Genomic DNA, 15,056 nt, shown 5'->3' with positions numbered 1-15,056 from the left:
TCATTTTATGTATAAACGGTTTTGTATAATTTATTTATTTCTTTTATGTGGATTTACTCATCTTATTAAAGCGCAACAAACTGATCGTTCAATTTTATTAAATGGTGTAACTCAAATTCCATTTCCAACAAATGGTTCAATGGTTTCGGGTTTTTATATAGGTAATAATGATCCAACAATCATTGCAGCGATTAATGTTGAAGGTTTTGGTATTAAGCTAAATGCAATAACAACCTCCAGATTGGGTAAAGGAAAAATTATCGTTTTCGGTTCACCAGCTTATTTTTCACTACCAATGTTGGGTAATCATCAAGTTGGAATACTTATAAAAAATGTGGTGGAATGGAGTAAGGGTGATGACAAAGATAAACTAGAAATAGGTCTGATTGGAGCTGAAAAACCTGGGATTGAGGCCTTTTTTAATGCTTATAAAATCCGTCAAATCAAGAAATTTAAAATTGGTAAAAGAACGAAAATCATCTTTTTAGATCAGGATTTGGAAGATAAATTGGAACGTGAAAAGTTAGAAAATTTTATTCGTTCTGGAGGAACATTAGTTTTCGGATCTCCATATAATGAAATACTAAAAGTTAAATCTGGTGCTCATGAATTAAAAATCAATCAACTTTTAATGAAAGCGGGCATTTTCAATGCAAATATATTAATCAAACAAACTAAAGAAAACAATAACCTCATACTCTCCAACTTTCCGTATTACCTTCATCCAAACACGCTATTTCCTTATTTAAGTGACACAGCGATTACGGATATTTCTTATGAAGAAAAACTGTATGCGGTTAACACTACAATTGATTTGATTTTTAAGGCAAATATGCTCAATTCACCAATTTTAAAAGAAATCAGAACCATGTTTAATTTATCTGATTCAATAAGATATCCATCAAAATTACACCCGATTAGTATTGCAACAGGTAAAGAAAAGCTTGCTTATATTTTAGAGGGAAAATTTAATCAGTTGAAATTAGGAACGGATACATTTGTAAAAGCACCTGGTTATCACGTTTTTCCTGGTGAAGTAGATAAAGATGTAAAGCGAATAACTGAGGAAATAACTATTCCAGTGAAAATAGGTATTCAAGGATTATGGGAGCCGAAAAGTGTTTTTTACAGGCCGCAAAGTACTGGATTTTACGTTCCCGCTGGTGAAAAAGTTAAAATTACGATTGCTGATGAATTGATTGGACAACGTTTAAAGGCTCAGATTGGTGTGCACAACAATGATTTAATGCATAAGGATGAATTGACTAGATTAGGTTTTGATTTAACTCGTGAATTTGAACTGAATACAACTGAAAAAGTAATTTTTTCTCCTTATGGTGGTTTATTGTCAATTAAAGTTGCTGATACATCAGCTTTAAAATTTATTAAACTAACGGTAAGTGGGGCTGTTAAGTCTCCTTATTTTAAACTAGGCGAAACTACAGAAGATGAGTGGAAGGCTCAAATTAAAGGTCATAAAGCGCCATGGGCAGAACTGAGTAGTGAGAAGGTCAGTTTGATTATTCCATCAAATCGAATTCTAAAATTAGATCATCCACAACAATTAATGCAGTTTTGGGATAAAGTATTAGATGCAGATGCAGATTTAGCAATAGTATCAAGAGAAAGAAAATACAAAGAACGAATCATTGTAGATGATCAGGTTGCCTTTGGATTTATGTTTACTGATCAAGATCGCATTGTTGTGCCTGAAGAAAGCTGTGATTGGATGTTGAATGAAAATATTTTACTGACTAAAGGTTCTTGGGGGCATTTTCATGAACTTGGACACCGACATCAGTTTTGGGGAATTGATTTTGATGGTCTGGGCGAAGTAACAGTGAACTTATTTTCGATGTATGTGTATGATCAGGTGTTGAAAAAGGGAATTTATAGTGCAGATAATATCTCAAGTAGAGAAGTTGTTTTTAAACGTATTAAAAAGTACCTGAATAACAAACCAACTTTTGAAAAATGGAAAGACGATCCATTTACTGCATTATGTATGTATATTCAATTAATTGAAAACTTTGGTTGGAAGCCAATTAAGGAGGTAAATAAAGTTTATAGGAATTTACCTTTATCAAATTATCCTAAATCACAACAAGAAAAGATAGACTTTTGGTTTATAAACATCTCTAAAGCTACAAAAACTAATCTAAGTTCATTTTTCGATGTATGGAAGTTGCCAATTTCAAATGAGGCAAAAAGAGAGGTTGCAAATTTAAGGGTATGGCTACCAGTAGAATTTAGCTCTGGATTAATGGGCTTTAAGTAAAATGTAATACAATTCTTTTAAAGAATCACATCATAAAAACCTTAAATCAGCAATTAATATTCAACCAACAAAAGAACCACTTCCTTTGTTAAATAAACCCGACTTAGCGAGATGCCGCCTTCACGGCAGAAGCGAGGGTGGGGCTGCAATTGTCAAGTAGTACTGGCATTGTTTTCTAATTAAACATTAAGGTATTGAGAAGGATTGAGTTGTGGTTTGTTGCGATTGCCAGCGGCTTAATTACCTTAATTTCTTAATGTTAATAATTAAAAAGCATATTTCTAAACTCTTGTTTTTAAACTAAAATACCTTATCTTTGCGCCACAATTAATTAATAAATATCACTTTAATATTATTCAAGAATGTATTTAAGTACAGAAAAGAAAGCCGAAATTTTTAAAACACACGGCGAAGTAGAAACCAACACTGGTTCTGCAGAAGGTCAAGTAGCGTTATTTACATACCGTATTGCGCACTTAACAGAACACTTAAAGAAAAATCGTAAAGATTTCTCTACGCAGTTGTCACTTCAAAAATTGGTAGGTAAACGCCGTGGTATTTTGGCTTACCTATACAAAAAAGATATTACTCGTTATCGTGCTATTATCAAAGCTTTATCGCTAAGAGATATCATTAAATCATTGTAATGCTTATTAAAAGCCATCAGCCTTAAAAGCAGATGGCTTTTTTAGTTTAATACTCGAAGAAAATATATATAAACTCGATCTGTTCGAAAGAGGAAAAGCAGATCACAACAATTAAATATGAATGTAATAAAAAAATCGTTCGATTTGGGCGATGGAAGAATTGTAGAAATTGAAACAGGTAAATTGGCTAAACAAGCTGATGGTGCTGTTGTAGTTAAAATGGGCGATACCATGTTGTTAGCAACTGTAGTATCTACCGTTGGTGCCAAACCAGGTACAGATTTTTTACCTTTATCGGTAGATTATCAAGAAAAATATGCGGCTACTGGTCGTATTCCAGGAGGGTTTTTGCGTCGTGAGGCAAGACTATCTGACTATGAAGTGTTAATTTCTCGTTTGGTTGATAGAGCTTTACGCCCTATGTTCCCTTCAGATTATCACTCTGATACACAAGTAATGATTTCATTGATCTCGGCAGATAAAGATATTATGCCAGATTGTTTAGCTGGTTTAGCGGCATCTGCAGCTTTATCAGTGTCTGATATCCCTTTTAACGGCCCAATATCTGAAGTACGTGTAGCTAAAATTGATGGTAAATTGGTAATCAATCCAAAAGCTAGCGAATTAGAGCGTGCAACTTTAGAATTTATGGTTGCTGGTTCGGCTAACGATATCGGTATGGTTGAAGGTGAGTGTGATGAAATTCAGGAAGATGAAATGGTTGAAGCGTTGAAATTTGCACATGCTGCAATTAAAGTTCAATGTGCCGTTCAATTAGAATTAACCGAAGCTACTGGCAAAACTGTAAAACGTGAATATAACCACGAAGACCATAGCGAAATTTTAAAACAACAAGTTTATGCTGCAACTTACGATAAAGTTTATGCTGTAGCTAAATCTGGTTCTAATAAAGACGAGCGTAAAGTTGGTTTTACTGCTATAATTAACGATTTCTTTGCAGCAATGCCAGAAGAAACGGAAGATTTAACTAAAGCAATGGCTAAACATTATTATCATGATGTGCAGTACGATGCAATTAGAAATCTTTTATTAGATGAAGGTATTCGCTTAGATGGTCGTAAAACAACAGAAATTCGCCCAATTTGGAGTGAAGTAGGTTATTTACCAGCAGCACATGGTTCGGCAGTGTTTACACGTGGCGAAACGCAATCTTTAACATCGGTTACTTTAGGTAGCAAAGATGATGAGCAAATGATTGATGGTGCTTTTGTTAATGGTTACAACAAATTCTTATTACACTATAATTTCCCTGGTTTTAGTACTGGTGAGGTTAGACCAAACAGAGGAGCTGGTAGAAGAGAAATAGGACATGGTGCTTTAGCACAACGTTCGTTAAAGAAAGTGTTACCAGAAGGAGCAGATAATCCATATACAATCCGTATCGTTTCTGATATTTTAGAATCTAATGGTTCATCATCAATGGCAACTGTTTGTGCTGCAACTTTAGCACTAATGGATGCTGGTATTAAAATCAAAGCACCAGTTTCTGGTATTGCAATGGGTTTAATTACTGATGAGAAAACTGGTAAATATGCTATCCTTTCTGATATTTTAGGTGATGAAGATCATTTAGGCGATATGGATTTTAAAGTAACTGGTACCGAAAAAGGTATTGTTGCTTGTCAGATGGATTTGAAAATCAATGGTTTATCTTACGAAGTATTAACTAAAGCTTTATTGCAAGCTAAAGAAGGTCGTTTACATATTTTAGGAGAGATGAAGAAAACCATCGCTGAGCCTAATGCAGATATGAAACCACATGCTCCACGTATTGTTTCATTAACTATTGATAAAGAATTTATTGGTGCGGTAATAGGTCCAGGCGGTAAAATTATTCAAGAAATGCAACGTGAAACTGGCGCTTCAATCTCTATTGAAGAAGTTGGTAACAAAGGTATTGTTGAGATTTTTGCTGATAATAAAGCTGCTATTGATGCTGCGGTAGCACGTATTAGTGCGATTGCTGCTAAACCAGAAATTGGCGCAACTTACCAAGGTAAAGTAAAATCTATCATGCCATTTGGTGCATTCGTAGAAATTATGCCAGGTAAAGATGGTTTATTGCACATCTCTGAGATTTCTTGGGAGCGTTTAGAAACTATGGATGGTGTGCTTAAAGAAGGCGATAAAATAGAAGTTAAATTGTTAGATGTAGATAAACAAGGTAAAATGAAGCTTTCTCGTAAAGTTTTGTTGCCACGCCCTGAGAAACCTGCAACTCCACAAGTATAAAAAGTCCGAAAGTCCGGAAGTTGGAAAGTAGGAAGTTTATAAGTTCTATCGGTTGGGTGTCTCCACCCACCGAAATCAGCCCTTTCAGTTTTACTGGAAGGGTTTTTGTTTTTGAGATTTGTCATCCTGAGCGTAGTCGAAGGATTAGACTTAATAACCTCAGTTCGATTATTAGTATACATTGTTGTGCCGTTTAAGTAATTTATTTTTGTTTCAACCACCCCTCCCTTTGGGCACCCCTCCAAAGGAGGGGAATTGCGCACTCCATTCCCCTCTTTCAGAGGGGTGGTCGTAGACCGAGGTGTTTAAAGACAATAAATAATAATCGAGCTCAGGTTAATAGATTCCTCGTTCCTCGGAATGACAATTTTTTGTTTCTGAGATTTGTCATTCAGAGCGCAGCGAAGAATCTCGATTTACTGTTATGATTTTTTGAAAAGCAAGTCCATCACTTTGTAGCATAGGCAGTCTGGCTCGCTGTATCTTTTGTGGCTATCCTTCAACTACCAGCCACGGCAGGCAGGCGCTCAGGATGACAGCCAAAAAGGATGCCGCTGCAATCCAGTTTATAAAAGTAAGGCAGTACCAATATTTTAAGCCTGCCACTACAAAGTTCCCCACTTCTTTTGTAACTTGCATGTATTGATATGAAAAGCAAAACTAACATAGTTGAAGAACCAATAGCTGATTATAAAAAAGCTGAAGATGATTTAATGCGTAAAGCTTTATCCAGCTCCTACATAGAAAGGTTTTATACAATGGCAAGGCTGATGAAAATGAATATCATGTTGAAATCTGCAAAGGTTATCCATAAAAAAATGGATTAATAACAAACGCGTCATTGCGAGGCACGAAGCAATCTGCTAAATTACTCTCGCTTTAAGATTGCTTCGTGCCTCGCAATGACGATAAACTAAATAAAAATGAAACACATTATAGCTCCATCCATACTTTCTGCTGATTTTGCTAATCTGCAACGCGATATCGAAATGATCAATAACAGTGAAGCTGATTGGTTTCATATTGATGTAATGGATGGTGTTTTTGTACCTAATATCTCTTTCGGTTTTCCAGTAATGAAAGCAGTAAATAAATACGCTAAAAAACCATTAGATGTTCATTTAATGATTGTAAATCCAGATCAATATATAGAAGAATTTGCAAAAAATGGTGCTGCAATAATTACTGTTCACTACGAGGCTTGTACGCATTTACACAGAACAATTCAGTTAATCAAATCTCATGGCTGCAAAGCAAGTGTGGCGCTCAATCCTCATACACCAGTAATTTTGTTAAAAGATATTTTGGCAGATTTAGATATGGTTTTAATCATGTCTGTAAATCCAGGCTTTGGTGGTCAGCAGTTTATCGAACAATCATTTAATAAAATTACTGAGCTAAGAAACATGGCAAATGAAATTCATCCAGATTTAATTATAGAAGTAGATGGAGGCGTTAGTATCTCAAATATAGATGCCTTAATTACCGCAGGAGCTACTGCATTTGTTGCTGGTAATGCAATTTTTGCTGCAGCAGATCAGACCCAGATGATTGCTGATATGAAAAATAGACCTGAAGTTAGCTATCAAATCTAATCTCTTTTAATGAGAAAATTATATCTGTTGATTTTTACTTTTGTATTTGGCTTTACTTTGGTAAATGCTCAGCCATTGGTAAGGGTTACAGGTAAAATATTAGATCCAAAATCTACACCATTACAGCAAGTTACCGTCGCGGTATTAGGTCAGCAAGAATCTACGTTAACCGATGCAAATGGAGACTATACCATTTACTCTAAAACCACATCTTTTACCTTAAAATATAATCTATTAGGGTATAAACCAGTATTGCTAAAAATTAATGAAAAAGCAGCAGGTCGCATTATTAGAGATTTATTTCTCGAGCCCAATATCAACGAGTTAGAGCAGGTTACCGTAACGAATAGGCAAAATCAGCTAAGTAATACGAGTACCATTAATATTGCAGATTTACAATCATTGCCATCAGTTTCTGGTAATTTTGAAGCAATTTTAAAAACATTGCCTGGTGTTTCTACCAACAACGAATTAAGTTCGCAGTACAGTGTTAGAGGAGGAAATTTTGACGAGAACTTAACCTATATTAATGATATAGAAATCAGCAGACCAATTTTAATTAGAAACGGGCAACAAGAAGGATTAAGTTTTATTAACGGTGATTTAGTATCTAGAGCCAAATTTTCTGCTGGTGGATTTGAGGCTCGTTATGGAGATAAATTGTCATCCGTTTTAGATGTGAAATATGATAGGCCAGATAGCAACCAAATTATTTTAACTACTGGTTTTTTGGGTACTTCCTTAACAACAAAGTTTGTAAACGAGAAAAGCTTTTTTTTAGCAGGGCTGAGGTATAAGAATAACGCAAGTGTACTTAATCAACAAGATAATAAAGGAAGTTACAATCCAAATTTTGGTGATATCCAGTTGCTATATCAGTATAATTTTTCTGATAAATTTAGTTTAAGCGCTTTGGGTAATTTCAATATTGGGCAGTTTAAATTAATTCCAGAAGATAGAGAAACACAATTTGGAACATTAAATACTCAACTAAGGTTAAATATTGCATACAACGGACAGGAAATAGATAGCTATCAAACAGCTGGCGGTGCGGTAACTGCTACTTTTAGTCCGAAACCAAACTTGGTAATTAAATGGATCAATAGTTATTTTAACACGAAAGAGCAAGAACGATTTGATATTGAAGGACGTTATATTTTTGATGAATTGGAAACGGGCTTAAATACCAATAATTTTACATCTGTTCGTGTAAATAGAGGAATAGGTACTTACCTAAATTATGCTCGTAACAGTTTAAATTCACAAACAATAAGTAGTGAGATTAAAGCAGACCAAAACTTTGAAAATCATGTATTTTCATGGGGTTTAAGGTTTGAAGCAAATAGGTTTAAGGATGAATTAATCGAATATCACCTTACTGATTCTGCTGGATACATTTTGCCAAACGATGCCAGTTTATTTTATTTAGATCAATCTATACAGCAAACCAATCAAGTAAATATTAATAATTTTACTGCATTTGTTCAGGATAGTTATAGTTTATCTAGTAATACCAATTTACAGTTGGGTGTTAGAGGGAGCTATAGTAGTTTAAGTGAGCAATTATTACTTAGTCCGAGGTTACTTTTGGCGTACCGCCCAAATAATAATAAGCAAATTTTACGTTTTACGGCAGGTATTTATCAGCAAGCTCCAACTTACCGAAGCATTAGGGCATTTGATGGAGGTTTAAATTTAAACCAAAAAGCACAACGCTCCTACAATACATCTGTTGGCTTTGATTATGCTTTTGATGGTTTAGGTACACGCTTAAAATTCAGTTCAGAAGCATATTACAAATACTCAGATCGATTAATACCCTATGTAATTGATAATGTTAGGATCAAATACCTCTCTACACAAACGGCAATTGGCAATACTTTAGGAGCTGATTTTAGCATAGGAGGCGAGTTTGTTAAAGATTTGGTTTCTTACTTTAGGGTATCATTTATGAAAGCCAATCAGGATATTCTTGGCGATTCTTATGTTGTTAAAAGTAATGTTGGTGTGCCTACAACTGTTTATCCTGGGTTTTTAAAAAGACCAACAGATCAGCGTGTAAATTTTTCTGTGTTTTTTCAAGATCGATTATTGAATAGTCCAACCTATAAGGTTCACTTAACCATGCTTTATGGTTCTCGTTTACCAATTGGTTCGCCACAAAGCAATACTTATAGCGATGATTTTCAAATCCCTGCGTACAAGCGAGTTGACATCGGTTTTTCTAAAGATTTTTTAGATGATTTCGCCTTGCGTAAACCCAAATTATTAGAAAAATATTTTAGTTCGTTTATCACCTATATCGAAGTATTTAATTTGTTAAATGTAAATAACACTGTTTCATATTTATGGTTAAAAGATGTAGATAACGTTCAATATGCTGTCCCAAATTATTTAACTGGGCGGCAGTTCAACTTTAAATTGATATTAAAGTTCAAAAATCAATAAAAATTAATAGCAAAGTGTTAGATTTACACTTATAAAAATTACTTAAAATATCATGTTTAATTTCAAAATTTTGATATTTTAAAACCAATGAATAACATATTTACAAAATAGAAAATGAGACATAATTTTGGTGCAGGTCCCTGTATTTTGCCGCAGGAAGTGTTTAAGCAAGCTTCTAGAGCTATTTTAGATTTTAAAGATGGATTATCAATTTTAGAAATTTCACATCGCAGTCCTGAGTTTGAAGGCGTAATGGCAGAGGCAAATAAATTGGTTAAAGAGCTTTTAAATGTACCATCAGGATATTCCGTTTTATTTTTGCAAGGTGGCGCTAGTTTACAATTTGCAATGGTGCCAATGAATTTATTGCCCGAAGGAAAAACAGCTGCTTACTTAGAAACTGGAGTTTGGGCTAACAAAGCAATTAAGGAAGTTAAATTTTTTGGTAAAGCAGAAGTTGTTGCTAGCTCAAAAGAGGCTAACTTCTCATTTATCCCTAAAGATTTTGCTATTCCTGCTGATGCAGCATATTTTCATTATACCTCAAATAATACCATTTACGGAACAGAACTTTTCGAAGTGCCAAAAACAACTGTACCCGTAGTTTGTGATATGTCATCAGATATTATGAGTAGGGTAATTGATGTTTCGCAGTTTGATTTGATTTATGCTGGTGCTCAAAAAAATATCGGCCCTGCCGGATTAACCATTGTAATTGTAAAAGATGAAATTTTAGGCCAAAGTGGAAGAGCAATTCCATCGATGTTAGATTATGCTTCTTATAAAGACAATGATTCGATGTACAATACCCCTCCAGTATTTTCTATTTATACGGCAATGCTGAACCTAAATTGGTTAAAATCTAAAGGTGGCGTTGCTGAAATTGAGAAAGAAAATAAAGCAAAAGCTGATGCATTGTATAAAGAAATTGACAGAAACCCGTTATTTAAAGGCACTTGTGCAGTTGAAGATCGTTCAAGAATGAATATTTGTTTTGTAATGGAAAATCCTGAATTGGAAAAACCATTTGCAAAATTTGCCGATGATAACGGCTTTGAAGGACTAAAAGGACATAGAAGTGTTGGCGGTTTTAGAGCTTCGATGTATAACGCATTGCCAATTACAAGCGTACATGCTTTAATAGATTTGATGCAAGAATTTGAAGAAAAACAAAACAAAAATTAGTTTAAATTTTAATATATAATCGATTGCATTTAACATTGTTTAATCGATTTAATCCGTCCCAAAGGGATGCCTTTGGTATAAAATATACAATATGATTAAGATACTAGCCAATGATGGCATCGACCCAATAGGAAAACAATTATTAGAAGAAGCAGGTTTTCAAGTTGATACAGAAACCATTCCACAAGATCAATTAGAACAAGCATTATTAAATTATGATGCAATTACTGTTCGTAGTGCAACAAAAGTTAGAGCTGCATTGATTGATGCTTGTCCGAATATTAAGTTAATTGGTAGAGGCGGTGTTGGTATGGATAATATTGATGTAGATTATGCTCGTAGCAAAGGTGTAGCTGTAGTTAATACCCCTGCTGCATCCTCATTATCTGTTGCCGAACTGGTTTTTGCACATTTGTTTACAGGTGTTAGATTTTTGTATGATGCCAACCGTAAAATGCCTTTAGATGGAGATGTCAAATTTAACGATTTAAAGAAAGCTTACGCAAAAGGTATCGAGTTACGTGGTAAAACCATTGGTATTATTGGTTTTGGCAGAATTGGTAGAGAAACTGCAGCCGTTGCTTTAGGTTTAGGGATGAATGTTTTAGCTTACGATTTATTTCCATTTGCTGGCAACATCACTTTAAATTTACAAGGTGGAATTAAAGTTGATATTCCTGTACAAACGGTGAGTTTAGCAGAAGTAATTGCACAGAGTGATTTCATTTCATTGCATACGCCATTTGCTGATAAACCAATTTTAGGTGCTGATGAATTTGCAGCTATGAAACCAGGTGTAGGTATTGTAAACTGTTCTCGTGGTGGTACAATTGATGAACAAGCTTTAATTGAAGCTTTAGATTCAGGTAAAGTTGCTTTTGCAGGTTTAGATGTGTTTGATAATGAGCCAACGCCTATTAAACAATTACTAAACCACCCGAAAATTTCTTTAACTCCTCACATTGGCGCAGCTACTAATGAAGCACAAGAGCGAGTTGGTACAGAACTAGCTAATTTGATTATAGAATTTTTTAAGAAATAAGTATAAGCGTCATTTCGAACGAGGAACGAGGAGAAATCTTAAGGTATTATTTAATATGAATAGATATCTCGTCGCTTTGCTCATTCGATATGACGCATATTATTTACTTACACCTACTTCATAGAATTTGTAAGCGCCCAATACCTGAAACCCAATATTGCTTTTTCAAAATTGCTTAATTTCATCGGGTCTTTCTGATAATAACTAGGTAAAATCAAGTTATTTAACTTAACCAATAATTTAAAAGCTTTTTGTTTCATAATGCTTTAATTTTTTGCGTTTTAAATTAAATAAATAGGCTAAAACTCCACAGCCTACCAAAAATATAAACATCATTAAATAAGCCAGGTCTCTCGAGTTTTCTACTTTGTCTTGGTTTTCTGTGAGGATTATGTTTTGTTCTTGTAGCGATTTAATGGTTTTACGATAGTTTAATATACTTTCAGAATTGCTGCTTGCTACTGTTTTAACCTGTTCTACCTGAAGGTCTTTATAATCCATTAAAACTTTGAGTTGCGTAAAAATTTCATTATCAGTTAAAGCAATTTGGCGTAAAATTTCATTTGAGTTTTTAATGTCTCTTTTAGTTTGAAAACCAAAAATTCCAGTTCTCGCACTTAAGCTCTCGTCGTATTGTCCAAATTTTGCACTCCGTTCAGCCAAAAGCGCATTAATTTTGGTGCGTTGTATTTCGTAAGCAGACATTTCTTGCGAAAAAGAAAGTGATGAAAATACTAATGAAATTATCAATATGGATGTTATCTTCTTAATCATTTTTTCGTTTTTTATTGTTCAAGCAAACTCCATGCCTCAGCTTTTGCAGCAAAATTGGGTTTAACTTTAGCCCATGTTTTTATAAACAAATCAGATTTTCTATAGTTTTCCAAATCATCCGCACTGCGCCATTTGCTAATGGTAAACCATGTACTTAACTCATTTTCATGCTGTAAGAGTTGAACACTTAAACAGCCTTCAAAGTTTGAGATTTTAGGTTTTACGTCAGTAAATAAGATTCTAAATTCATCAATGAAATTGATGTCGAATTGCATTTTAACTACTCTAACTAGCATATTGTTATTTTAAGTTAATGTCAGTCTGAGCGCCTGCCTGCCGTGGCTGGTTGTCGAAGACCTATAATTTAATACTTCGATTACGCTATCGGTGACGTTTTTATTTAACCTTTTGTAATTCAATTGTTTAGTGTAAAAAAGTTTTGTCATTCCGAGGCACAGCTTGTCCCGATTTTTCGGAAAGGAATCTCTTATAGAGATCATTCACTGCGTTCGGGATGACAAAGCGGGCTAAATTTAACGTCATTTATATTGATTTCTACGTAATAAATTACACCTCAGTGACAACTCTTTTAAAGTCCTATATTCTGTGGAGGTTGGGTGGGGCATTCTTTAAGGATGAAATTCAACCCTTACGATATCGCTCAAATGTAAACCCAATAAACCACTTGCTTTACCTTTATTAATGGCAATTTCTAAATGGTTACTTATGCCAAATAAGCAAAGCTTTTCTCCCTCTGGTACTTCGTTGTAATGCCAACTTAATTGCGTAATAGTTTCGCTCTTTCTAAAGTATAGAGTGAAATCTCTGTTGCGTTGTATTTTGGTAAATAAATCTTTGGTGATATTGGTAATTACGTTGCAAAAAGTATCAATATAAATTACACTTCCTCTAATTATATCTCTCTCTATTACAGGATGCAAAAGCATACGTTGCTCAATTTCTCCTGTAGGTACACCAATGTCTTTTAATTTACCACCTTTAGCTAAATGAATGGCAGCTTTTACAAAAATATCTACCAACGGAAAGTGTAAATATTTTAAATCTTGCATAATATTTAACTCTACTAATTCATCAGGTATCTCATCCAATAGCAAAGAAAAAATTCCATTATCGGCCCCTACAAAATAATGGTCTTTATAACGCAGGGCGATGTATTTGGTGTTTTCGCTAAAAACAGAATCGATACCAATCAAATGAACCGTGTTTTTAGGAAAATAGGGGTATGCATTTTTTAAAACGAATGCCGCATACTGAATATTAAATGAAGGAACTTCATGCGTTATGTCCACAATATTAGCTGTAGGCAAGATATTCAGGATACTGCCTTTTAAAGCAGCCTGATAAAAATCTTTAGAACCTAAATCTGTTGTTAATGTTATTATGGCCATTAAAAATTCAATATTTATTCTTATTCTTGTGTATAGGCAAATCGCCTACAAATATTCAATTTTTAAATCGAAATACACACTGCTAAAATAAAAATACAATATTTTGAACGAACTAAAGCTAACATTAGAGACAACAGATCAAGTACAATTTTGGGGTGCTAACAATGAGCACTATGAGTTGGTTAAAGCAGCTTTTCCGAAATTAAAAATAGTAGCAAGAGGAAATGACGTAAAAGCTTTAGGAGATGAAGCTGAGTTAAAGGCATTTGAGCAAAAATTTGAGCAGTTGGTTGCTCATTTAGATAAATACCGTACACTTTCGCACAACGATGTAGAATCAATATTGGGTTCTAAAAAATCAGCTACAAAAACTGAGGATACTCCAGCAACTGCTGCAGCTGTAAATGCAGGTTCTGGAGAAGTAATTGTTTTTGGTAATCATGGTTTAATGATTAAAGCTCGTACCGCCAACCAGCGTAAAATGGTTGATAGCATCAATAAAAACGATGTTTTATTTGCCATCGGCCCTGCCGGAACGGGAAAAACTTATACTGCGGTAGCTTTGGCGGTTAGAGCATTAAAGAACAAAGAAATCAAAAGGATTATTTTAACCAGACCAGCAGTAGAAGCAGGAGAAAGTTTAGGGTTTTTGCCGGGCGATTTAAAAGAAAAGGTGGATCCTTATTTACGCCCGCTTTATGATGCTTTGGATGATATGATTCCGCCAGAAAAGCTAAAATTGTATTTAGAAAACAGAACCATTGAAGTTGCACCATTGGCATTTATGCGTGGTAGAACGTTAGATAACTGTTTTGTGATTTTAGATGAGGCCCAAAACTCTACAGATTTGCAGTTAAAAATGTTTTTAACCCGTATGGGTCCAACGGCAAAATTTATTGTAACTGGTGATATTACTCAAATCGATTTACCTAAAAAAGCACAATCTGGTTTACACAATGCGCTACGTATTTTAACAGACATTAAAGGTATTGATGTAATTTACCTAACTGGAGAAGATGTGGTAAGACATAAATTGGTAAAAGCGATTTTGAAAGCTTATGGGGATATACAATAACGAGTAGCAAGATTTGAATATCGAGTAGTAAGACATTAAAATATGCGCCAAATCATCCTTAACGAAAAATTAACTTTAGCTTTTGAACCTTTAGGTAATAAATTAAGGTTAATTATTTTTGATGCCGGTGAAGAATTGGTTTGCCGAAAAGAAAAGCATAAAAATTTACAGCATTTTTTGGCAGAAGAGCAAGCTCATATTTTTAAAGGAAGGCTGCAGCTTAAGAAAATTGGTGGCATTATTGAAGTTTTGGTTAAAAATAAATCTATTGGTGTAATCTCATCAAATTCTTTTGAAGAAGTACTGGATGCATTTAATAATTAATACTTTGTCGATGAAGGAAGTAATAG

General features: G+C 34.2%; 13 protein-coding genes. 10 read left to right on the top strand and 3 right to left on the bottom strand.

From position 1 onward, the window contains the following. Positions 1-7: 7 nt before the first annotated feature. From FA045_RS04545 to FA045_RS04510, 8 genes are all read left to right on the top strand, one after another. Complete coding sequence (locus FA045_RS04545) at positions 8-2,278, top strand: M60 family metallopeptidase (RefSeq protein ID WP_136874915.1); 2,271 nt, start codon at positions 8-10, stop codon at positions 2,276-2,278. A gap of 362 nt (positions 2,279-2,640) precedes the next feature. Beyond that, a complete protein-coding gene (gene rpsO / locus FA045_RS04540) occupies positions 2,641-2,925 on the top strand; it encodes a 30S ribosomal protein S15 (RefSeq protein WP_136874913.1) in 285 nt (94 codons plus the stop codon). Between the two features lie 117 nt (positions 2,926-3,042). Then, positions 3,043-5,178, top strand: a complete 2,136-nt coding sequence (gene pnp / locus FA045_RS04535) for a polyribonucleotide nucleotidyltransferase (protein ID WP_136874911.1) — start codon at positions 3,043-3,045, stop codon at positions 5,176-5,178. A gap of 647 nt (positions 5,179-5,825) precedes the next feature. Then, positions 5,826-6,005: a hypothetical protein gene (locus FA045_RS04530; RefSeq protein ID WP_136874909.1), complete on the top strand. Its 180-nt coding sequence runs from the start codon at positions 5,826-5,828 to the stop codon at positions 6,003-6,005. A 96-nt stretch (positions 6,006-6,101) separates the two neighbouring features. Then, positions 6,102-6,773 carry a ribulose-phosphate 3-epimerase gene (rpe, locus tag FA045_RS04525; protein ID WP_136874907.1) on the top strand — a complete coding sequence of 224 codons (672 nt, stop codon included), beginning with the start codon at positions 6,102-6,104 and terminating at the stop codon, positions 6,771-6,773. A gap of 9 nt (positions 6,774-6,782) precedes the next feature. After that, positions 6,783-9,221, top strand: coding sequence for a TonB-dependent receptor (locus FA045_RS04520; protein ID WP_136874905.1), 2,439 nt, complete (start codon positions 6,783-6,785; stop codon positions 9,219-9,221). A gap of 114 nt (positions 9,222-9,335) precedes the next feature. Further along, entirely contained in the window at positions 9,336-10,406 is a 1,071-nt protein-coding gene (gene serC, locus FA045_RS04515) for a 3-phosphoserine/phosphohydroxythreonine transaminase (RefSeq protein ID WP_136874903.1), read from the top strand. A 91-nt stretch (positions 10,407-10,497) separates the two neighbouring features. Then, the gene (locus tag FA045_RS04510) at positions 10,498-11,448 is read left to right on the top strand and encodes a D-2-hydroxyacid dehydrogenase (protein WP_205943096.1); all 951 of its coding nucleotides are present in this window, start codon (positions 10,498-10,500) and stop codon (positions 11,446-11,448) included. Between the two features lie 240 nt (positions 11,449-11,688). Here the strand turns inward: FA045_RS04510 and FA045_RS04505 are convergent, their stop codons facing one another. The 3 genes from FA045_RS04505 to FA045_RS04495 form a co-directional block, all read right to left on the bottom strand. Beyond that, positions 11,689-12,222, bottom strand: a complete 534-nt coding sequence (locus FA045_RS04505; RefSeq protein ID WP_225871278.1) for a hypothetical protein — start codon at positions 12,220-12,222, stop codon at positions 11,689-11,691. Positions 12,223-12,233: 11 nt separating this feature from the next. Next, positions 12,234-12,518, bottom strand: a complete 285-nt coding sequence (locus FA045_RS04500) for a putative quinol monooxygenase (protein ID WP_136874901.1) — start codon at positions 12,516-12,518, stop codon at positions 12,234-12,236. Between the two features lie 333 nt (positions 12,519-12,851). Continuing rightward, on the bottom strand, positions 12,852-13,631 hold the full coding sequence (locus FA045_RS04495; protein ID WP_136874899.1) for an SAM hydrolase/SAM-dependent halogenase family protein: 780 nt from the start codon (positions 13,629-13,631) through the stop codon (positions 12,852-12,854). Positions 13,632-13,734: 103 nt separating this feature from the next. Here FA045_RS04495 and FA045_RS04490 point away from each other — a divergent pair, with 103 nt between their 5' ends. Together FA045_RS04490 and FA045_RS04485 are read left to right on the top strand one after the other, a co-directional pair. After that, positions 13,735-14,706: a PhoH family protein gene (locus FA045_RS04490; protein ID WP_136874897.1), complete on the top strand. Its 972-nt coding sequence runs from the start codon at positions 13,735-13,737 to the stop codon at positions 14,704-14,706. A gap of 42 nt (positions 14,707-14,748) precedes the next feature. Then, positions 14,749-15,030, top strand: coding sequence for a hypothetical protein (locus FA045_RS04485; protein ID WP_136874895.1), 282 nt, complete (start codon positions 14,749-14,751; stop codon positions 15,028-15,030). Positions 15,031-15,056 lie beyond the last annotated feature (26 nt).

It is taken from the genome of Pedobacter cryotolerans (assembly GCF_005116475.1).
In the GTDB taxonomy this organism is placed as follows: Bacteria; Bacteroidota; Bacteroidia; order Sphingobacteriales; family Sphingobacteriaceae; genus Pedobacter; species Pedobacter cryotolerans.
The sequence above is the reverse complement of the archived record's forward strand: the minus strand, read 5'-3'. Positions and strand labels throughout refer to the sequence as shown.

Excerpts from the sequence above, each read along its gene's own strand:
- FA045_RS04505 (WP_225871278.1), bottom strand. The coding sequence starts at position 12,222 with ATGATTAAGAAGATAACATCCATATTGATAATTTCATTAGTATTTTCA.
- FA045_RS04530 (WP_136874909.1), top strand. The coding sequence starts at position 5,826 with ATGAAAAGCAAAACTAACATAGTTGAAGAACCAATAGCTGATTATAAA.
- pnp (WP_136874911.1), top strand. The coding sequence starts at position 3,043 with ATGAATGTAATAAAAAAATCGTTCGATTTGGGCGATGGAAGAATTGTA.
- rpsO (WP_136874913.1), top strand. The coding sequence starts at position 2,641 with ATGTATTTAAGTACAGAAAAGAAAGCCGAAATTTTTAAAACACACGGC.
- FA045_RS04545 (WP_136874915.1), top strand. The coding sequence starts at position 8 with ATGTATAAACGGTTTTGTATAATTTATTTATTTCTTTTATGTGGATTT.
- FA045_RS04520 (WP_136874905.1), top strand. The coding sequence starts at position 6,783 with ATGAGAAAATTATATCTGTTGATTTTTACTTTTGTATTTGGCTTTACT.
- FA045_RS04510 (WP_205943096.1), top strand. The coding sequence starts at position 10,498 with ATGATTAAGATACTAGCCAATGATGGCATCGACCCAATAGGAAAACAA.
- FA045_RS04500 (WP_136874901.1), bottom strand. The coding sequence starts at position 12,518 with ATGCTAGTTAGAGTAGTTAAAATGCAATTCGACATCAATTTCATTGAT.
- serC (WP_136874903.1), top strand. The coding sequence starts at position 9,336 with ATGAGACATAATTTTGGTGCAGGTCCCTGTATTTTGCCGCAGGAAGTG.
- rpe (WP_136874907.1), top strand. The coding sequence starts at position 6,102 with ATGAAACACATTATAGCTCCATCCATACTTTCTGCTGATTTTGCTAAT.
- FA045_RS04495 (WP_136874899.1), bottom strand. The coding sequence starts at position 13,631 with ATGGCCATAATAACATTAACAACAGATTTAGGTTCTAAAGATTTTTAT.
- FA045_RS04485 (WP_136874895.1), top strand. The coding sequence starts at position 14,749 with ATGCGCCAAATCATCCTTAACGAAAAATTAACTTTAGCTTTTGAACCT.